Here is a 6,991-nt window from a genome sequence, read left to right on the forward strand (position 1 = left end):
AAAACCGCACTTTTTCTCGGTCAATGATGACAATAAGTTATGACTTAGAAACTAATCAACAACTAAAGCTTATGCTTGTAGCTAAGTGAAATCATTGATTAAGAGACCTGTGCTTTTCAATAACTTTTTCAGCAAACCCTAGTTAATAACTTAACTTCAGAGCATTTACAGGTACATCATCCCAAGATTCTACGGTTCTTAAAACTGCTACCCACCCCGCTTGTTTTTGTTCATCCGTAAGACTGGTTAACCAACTTTGATGACAATCTTTTGCTGCTTGTTCATCTTGACAGGCAATACAAGCTTGTACTAAACCGCAGGGGTCAATCTGTTCATTTACCCAAATAATCATAGTTAATAGCCCTACTTAACTTTATTATTATAATCCATCGATCGCCCACAGAGAAACTTTTGATATTCATAACCTGTTACATAATTGGAGGATAACTCTGAGAGTTGACAGTCCGAGCGATCTATTGAAGAATGGAAATTAATTAACCATAATTCAAAAGGGGGAGAAGATGGCAGATTAAAATTTGGCTTTTGTCCTGAGTTAACTAAGATAAACTGAGGGTTTTTATCGGGAAATCTTTGGTTAAATTCCCAAGCAATTCCCATCATTTCTCCCACCTGCACCAAACTCCTATAGCTAGTGGCAATTACTAAGGGATAACGGCTATTATTTTCGATAGTGGTAACTAATTTATCCGGGCGATAATATTTACGATAGCCTAAATTAAAAGTAACACTTAGGGAACTAATTAAAGCCATGATAAGGACAATAATTACGATTTTTTTCTGCTGCCTTTGCCAACAATTGTCTAATAAAATTGCTAGAATTAAAATTACCGAGGGAAAGTAAACAAAACTATATCTAGCTCCCCGGGTAATATCGACCGAGAGCAGATAGGTGATGACAAAGAAAATAGCAATTGAACTGAGAAAAAATGCCGAGAGAATGCCTAATTCTGGTTTATAGGAGTCTAGCCACGCTGTTTTTAATTGTGGGATAATCCAGAGAAAAAAACCGATCATTATTGCCCCAGAAATCAAGATAATTATTAAAGATTCTGATTCAACGGGGAGCAGAGAAAGCATAGTAATTAATGTTCCCAGCAATTGAAAAAAGGGGCTAATTACTGCTAAAAAACTATCATTGTCTCTCTGAATCCAACCGGTCATCTGATTGCCATAATCTTTGGGTACAAAGGTGATAAACCAAATAATAATAAAGCTCAAGTTACCTAAAAAAACTAAACTTAAACGCCACCAATTAGTTATCCAAAAGTTTTTTTGTTTGATTTGATTGAATAAAATCAATAATAAAGTTATTGCTTCCGCTAGGATAGTTAAACTAAAAAAATAGTGGACTAATAACCCTAGACAGTTGACAATTAACCAGAAAAAAACCAAAGTATGGGATATTCTTTTATGGTGGATAATTTGACCGCTTGCCCTAAGAAAACAGCCTAAAGATATGAGGACAAATACAACCGCTAAAGTATAATGGCGCGCTTCTTGGGAGATAAAAACCGCGTAGGGAGAAACCGCCATTAAAATCGCCGCTAGAAAAGCGATCGAGCCTGATTTAAAGACCAATTTACTGATAAAATAAATTAAAGGAATCGAAATAACTCCCCAAAATACTGCCAGCGATCGCATCGCTTCTAAAGATACATATTCTCCCCGATCAAAGAATAATTTATTCCAGAGATAGGCGAGAATAAAATATAAAGGTGGATGATTGTCCTCCTGAATAACTAATTTAATTACATCGGCAATAGTTGCCTGATCATTGCTCTGGAGAGGTGCGAATAAAGTGGCGAGGGAAATTATCTGATTTAACGGCACTATCTGGTAATTATTGCCAATACTAAAAACCATAGTGGCAAATTCATCCGTCCAGGGAGGTTTGCTAGTTAATTGTGTTAACCTAATAACCAGTCCCAAAATTATTACTAATCCTAACCAGCAAAAATCAGACCAAGCTAACCGCTCCTTGCTTTTTTGTTGTAGATCAGAAATGACTGTAGATAAATTCAATTTAATTGTTATCTCCGAAAGATTCGATTATTTTAACCGCTTCCGATGGTGAAATATCTTGACGGCAATTAGGATAATCATACTCCTCCCGGGCAATTAATGCCCCACTGAGACGATAAAAATATTCTCCCATTTTCATCCAATCGGAATACAAATCAGGTTCAGGGAATTGTTGCTTTAATTCCGAGTCTTGGGGTGTACCATAATTGAGCCAGTATCCTTCTCCAAATAGTGGGGAATTGAGCGCTAGGGTTCCCTCTAATTCTAAACCATCATCGCCCCTGGCGTTTTCGATTCCTTCCACCAAAAAACAGCTATTCTCGGCATTTTCAAAGAGGACTGCGTATCCTTTCCCCTCTTCTGCGAGGATTTTAATCTCGCTGGCCCGAAATCCGGGGGGGATATAGTTAGGTAAAATAATCTTAGCATCTAGCGATCGCAGTTGTTGCCGTTGACTGGCGCTCAAAGTTACCGTTTCTGCTCTGAGATATTGCCCATTGTCAATAATAACAATAGATAATCCTAAAACTAAAGGACAGAGAAATTTTATGGTCATAATCGCTGTTTCTAAGGTCATATTCTGGAGAATATGTCAGTTTTTAGCTGATTTACTGATTATTTAACCAGATTGACGACGAATATTGCCCTTTTCCTGTTCCCGATTCCCTATTTACCGATTCTAATCGACAAAAAATCATAGCTTGTCTGTGGATTCCACTTTTTTCCACTTCTGTCACCCGGAATTATGGGACTGACATCACCCCAAACCCTCTCGTATTCTAAGGTTATCGACAGGAAAGAGAGGTAACAACCATGTTAGTCAGCCACCAAAATCCAACTTTTGTCCGTAACTACTTAATCGCAGTTATCTCCGTGGTGATGATGGGTATGGGGGTTGCCGATCTCGTCAATAATCCCTCTCGAATCGCTCAACAAAACCGTCTTGATGGTTATGGTCGCTATGTTAGCGCTGGTTTGGTTAGTGGTGCGGTCAATAATATGCGTTAATTTACCGCTGACTCTAAATCCTGTTTAAAAGGTGTGGGGGAGTGGGTAGTTTTTTCAGTGATCAGTAAACAGTAAACAGTGAACTGATAACTGATAACTGATAACTGATAACTAATAACTGATAACTGATAACTGATAACTGATAACTGAAATTGCTTAAACCCAAGAATGGAGAGCGCGTAATTGGGGCGTTTTTTTAGCTTGGTGGGTCTGCATTCTTTGTAAAACATCATCAAGAATTGTCACCGCTTCGCGGATATATTCCCCCTTATTCAGCATGACACATTCGGCCCTTTCGGCCATAGCTGCATCGGTAATCTCGGCCCTGGAAGGAATACTTTTCTTGACCAGATTTTCTAGGACTTGGGTGGCCCAAATTACCGGAATATGGGCCGCTTCGCATAACCAGAGAATTTCCTCTTGAATTTCTGCTAGTCTTTGATAGCCAATTTCTACAGCTAAATCGCCCCGAGCAATCATCACCCCAAAAGGTTGTTTACCGGCGGCATGGATGATTAATTCGGGAAGATTTTTCACGGCTAAAGGTGTTTCTATTTTGGCCACAATTGCTTTTTGTCGCCAAGCATCACCCAAACGACTTTGTAACTCTAGCTGTAGTGTCTCGATATCGCTGGCTTTCTGCACAAAAGAGTAACCGATAATATCGGCATTTTGGGCAATAAAATCTAAATCTTGCCGGTCTTTTGCGGTCAAAGGATCGATATTTAAGACGGTATCGGGGAAATTTAGGCCTTTATCTGCTTTGAGTTTTTCTCCTTTCTCTCTTGCGTGGGTAATTTTTAGTAAAAGACCTTCCGGCATTATGGTAATAACTTCAGCCCCAATATGACCATCATCAATCCAAACTTTCGCCCCGACGGGAATTTGGGGAATAATCTCCGGTTGGGAACAATTAGCCTGAAAATACTGAGAATGGGCAGTGTGGGGCGGTTGGGTGGTTAAGAGGAGAAAATCCCCTTGATATAGTCTGGTTTGGGACTGGGGGGCTAAAATCTGTTCTAAACGGATTTTTGGGCCAGCTAAGTCCATATAAACCTTACAGGTATGTCCATTGACTAAATTTTCGGGATTTTTGACCGCTTCGCGCAGATTTTCGATCATTCCCTGCCATTCTTTGGGGCTATCATGGGCGCAATTAATGCGAATACAGTCCATCCCGCAACGCAGTAATTGAGCGATAAAATCGGGGTCGGTTGCCGCCTCCGTCGGCATTGTCACCATAATTCGCACCCGACGCCGGGGGGAAGGCAGACCGAAAACTTCGGCGCTATGGGAGGCTAAAAGTTGATCTCCTTGGAAAAATGCCTCTAAAGGGGGATGTTTGGGTAATAATGAGGCTTCTTGATGACAAACCGCCCCTAAAGTGGCAATTACCGCATCGAGAGTCGGTAAAACTTTCGATTCAATCCGGCCTAGGGAAGATAATCCCCAGGGCATTAAAGCTAATTGTAAATCCCGGATATCTTCTTGTCTCAGGGCGAGATAATAGGCTAAATTACGGGTGCTAGGTTGAAAATTCTCCTTTTCAATGAGGTTTTTCCACTGCTGCAATTTCTCCTCTCCTTCCACTGTCACAAAATGCCGTAACCTTTGCAGATGATGGAGGAGAGTTTGGGGATAGGATAATTGTTCTCGCTTGAGTTGTTCTGAGAGAGTTAAAGACATAAAATTGAGTACAAAGTAAAAATCGTCAATTATTAAGGCAATATTTGCCTAGAAAATGCTCACTTTCGCCGCTTATATTGCTTTTGGCTGGTTATGGGGTCAGTTCTTAGGTATAATCTCTCTGTTTCTATACTAAGCAAATATCCTGTCTCTAGAAGTTAATTTTTGCTACGATTTATGGCGGTTATCTTAACGGTGAGGTGGGAAGTTTTGGTGGTCGGTGGTCGGTGGTCGATACTAAAAAAGCTAGGTTTATCGGGGAAAAATTATCGATAAGCTTCCCTGTCTTATGCCTTTGATAAAATTTAAAATAATGGCGTACATTGGCTGAATAAATTATCTTTTTTAAGCTATATTAAAGGTGCATAAAGTTATTAGTAACTACAGTATTAAGTTTTGTGAAGGGAGGGAATGCTCCAGAATCGCGACTATAATGAGTAAACAGATCATTCCTGTGTCGGCGAGAGCGAGAAAATATGTCTGCTACTGAATACGAAGCAATTATCGGTTTAGAAACCCACTGTCAACTGAACACCAAAAGCAAGATATTTTGTCCCTGTCCCACCAACTTCGATAGTCCCCCCAATACTAACGTCTGTCCCATCTGTTTGGGTTATCCGGGGGTATTACCCGTCCTTAACCAAGAAGTCCTGGCCAGTGCCGTTAAACTGGGATTAGCTATCGATGGTAAAATCACACTCCATAGCAAATTCGATCGCAAACAGTATTTTTATCCCGACCTGCCGAAAAATTATCAAATTTCCCAGTATGATCTCCCTATTGTCGAACAGGGTCAACTAGAAATCGAGATCGTCGATAAAAAAACTAAGGAAGTTAGCCGCAAAATTATCGGTATTACTCGTCTGCACATGGAAGAAGACGCGGGAAAACTGGTTCATGCCGGCAGCGAACGTCTCTCTGGTTCCACCCATTCCCTGGTGGATTTTAATCGTACAGGTGTACCATTATTAGAAATTGTCTCGGAACCGGATTTACGCACCGGGGCCGAAGCGGCGGAATATGCCCAAGAATTACGGCGTTTAGTGCGTTATCTCGGCATCAGTGACGGTAATATGCAGGAAGGTTCCCTGCGCTGCGATGTCAATATTTCTGTGCGGAAAAAAGGCGCTAAAAAGTTCGGGACTAAGGTAGAAATTAAAAATATGAACTCCTTTAGTGCTATCCAAAAAGCCATAGAATACGAGATCGATCGACAAATTGCAGCGCTCGAAAATGGCGAATTGATCCTACAGGAAACCCGTCTTTGGGAAGAAGCTACTCAACGGACGATTAGTATGCGGAAAAAAGAAGGTTCTAGCGATTATCGCTATTTTCCCGAACCGGATTTACCCCCCCTAGAAGTCTCTCCCGAACAGTTAAAAGCTTGGGCGGAAGAATTACCGGAATTACCCGCTCATAAACGTCGTCGTTATGAAGAAGAATTTGGTCTTTCCCCCTACGATGCCCGGGTTTTAACCGATGATCGCACCGTGGCCGAATATTTTGAAACTACTGTAATTGCCGGGGCAAATGCGAAATTAGTCGCTAACTGGCTCAGTCAAGATATCGCCGCTTATTTGAATAATAATAAGCTGATGATCACGGAAATTGCCCTGCAAGCGTCAGACTTAGCTGAATTAGTTAAACTGATTGAAGCGGGAACAATTAGTGGCAAAATTGCTAAGGAAATTTTACCCGAACTTCTCAGCCAAGGCGGTTCACCAAAAGCACTGGTGGAAAAGAAAGGATTAATACAAATTTCTGACACTTCTGCGATCGAAAAACTGATCGAGGAAATTATCGCCTCCCATCCAAGCGAGTTAGAAAAATTCCGGGCGGGTAAAACTAATCTTAAGGGATTTTTTGTCGGTCAAGTCATGAAAAAAAGCGGCGGTAAAGCCGATCCTAAATTAACTAGCCAAATCTTAGATCAAAAACTTTCTGGTTAGTTATATTCAGTGATCAGTAATCAGTGATCAGTAAACAGTAAACAGTAAACAGTAAACAGTAAACAGTAAACAGTGAGAGAGTAGGTAGTGGGGAAGTAGGGAGAATAAATAAAAGCAGTCTCATGATAACTGGGAACTGATTAACACTGTTAACTTAAAACTCAAATCTGATAACTGATAACTGATAACTGATAACTGATAACTGATAACTGATAACTGATAACTGATAACTGATAACTGATAACTGATAACTGATAACTGATAACTGATAACTGATAACTGATAACTGATAACTGATAACTGAT

Annotated in this window: 6 protein-coding genes; 2 read left to right on the forward strand and 4 right to left on the reverse strand. The window is 40.4% G+C overall.

The features are described 5' to 3' along the window. Positions 1 to 142: 142 nt before the first annotated feature. The 3 genes from IM479_RS19155 to IM479_RS19165 are packed head-to-tail and all read right to left on the reverse strand — an operon-like array spanning position 143 to position 2,620. On the reverse strand, positions 143 to 352 hold the full coding sequence (locus tag IM479_RS19155; RefSeq protein WP_002739214.1) for a hypothetical protein: 210 nt from the start codon (positions 350 to 352) through the stop codon (positions 143 to 145). Between the two features lie 11 nt (positions 353 to 363). Continuing rightward, on the reverse strand, positions 364 to 2,043 hold the full coding sequence (locus tag IM479_RS19160) for a glycosyltransferase family 39 protein (protein WP_287684587.1): 1,680 nt from the start codon (positions 2,041 to 2,043) through the stop codon (positions 364 to 366). Between the two features lies 1 nt (position 2,044). Further along, the gene (locus tag IM479_RS19165; RefSeq protein WP_287674818.1) at positions 2,045 to 2,620 is read right to left on the reverse strand and encodes a hypothetical protein; all 576 of its coding nucleotides are present in this window, start codon (positions 2,618 to 2,620) and stop codon (positions 2,045 to 2,047) included. Between the two features lie 236 nt (positions 2,621 to 2,856). On the opposite strand from IM479_RS19165, the gene IM479_RS19170 reads away from it, so the two are divergent. Then, the gene (locus IM479_RS19170) at positions 2,857 to 3,051 is read left to right on the forward strand and encodes a hypothetical protein (RefSeq protein WP_287674815.1); all 195 of its coding nucleotides are present in this window, start codon (positions 2,857 to 2,859) and stop codon (positions 3,049 to 3,051) included. Positions 3,052 to 3,207: 156 nt separating this feature from the next. On the opposite strand, the gene IM479_RS19175 is transcribed toward IM479_RS19170, so the two are convergent. After that, positions 3,208 to 4,737 (reverse strand): pyruvate kinase, encoded by a 1,530-nt coding sequence (locus IM479_RS19175; RefSeq protein WP_287684588.1) that lies wholly within the window; start codon positions 4,735 to 4,737, stop codon positions 3,208 to 3,210. 476 nt (positions 4,738 to 5,213) lie between these two features. Here IM479_RS19175 and gatB point away from each other — a divergent pair, with 476 nt between their 5' ends. Further along, complete coding sequence (gatB, locus tag IM479_RS19180; protein WP_287078579.1) at positions 5,214 to 6,686, forward strand: Asp-tRNA(Asn)/Glu-tRNA(Gln) amidotransferase subunit GatB; 1,473 nt, start codon at positions 5,214 to 5,216, stop codon at positions 6,684 to 6,686. The last annotated feature ends 305 nt before the right edge of the window (positions 6,687 to 6,991 follow it).

The sequence above is a fragment of the Microcystis sp. M165S2 genome, assembly GCF_020245885.1.
GTDB lineage: Bacteria > Cyanobacteriota > Cyanobacteriia > Cyanobacteriales > Microcystaceae > Microcystis.

Bases quoted from the DNA above. Each gene is read 5' to 3' on its own strand.
- IM479_RS19155 (WP_002739214.1), bottom strand. From the start codon at position 352: ATGATTATTTGGGTAAATGAACAGATTGACCCCTGCGGTTTAGTACAA.
- gatB (WP_287078579.1), top strand. From the start codon at position 5,214: ATGTCTGCTACTGAATACGAAGCAATTATCGGTTTAGAAACCCACTGT.
- IM479_RS19165 (WP_287674818.1), bottom strand. From the start codon at position 2,620: ATGACCTTAGAAACAGCGATTATGACCATAAAATTTCTCTGTCCTTTA.
- IM479_RS19175 (WP_287684588.1), bottom strand. From the start codon at position 4,737: ATGTCTTTAACTCTCTCAGAACAACTCAAGCGAGAACAATTATCCTAT.
- IM479_RS19170 (WP_287674815.1), top strand. From the start codon at position 2,857: ATGTTAGTCAGCCACCAAAATCCAACTTTTGTCCGTAACTACTTAATC.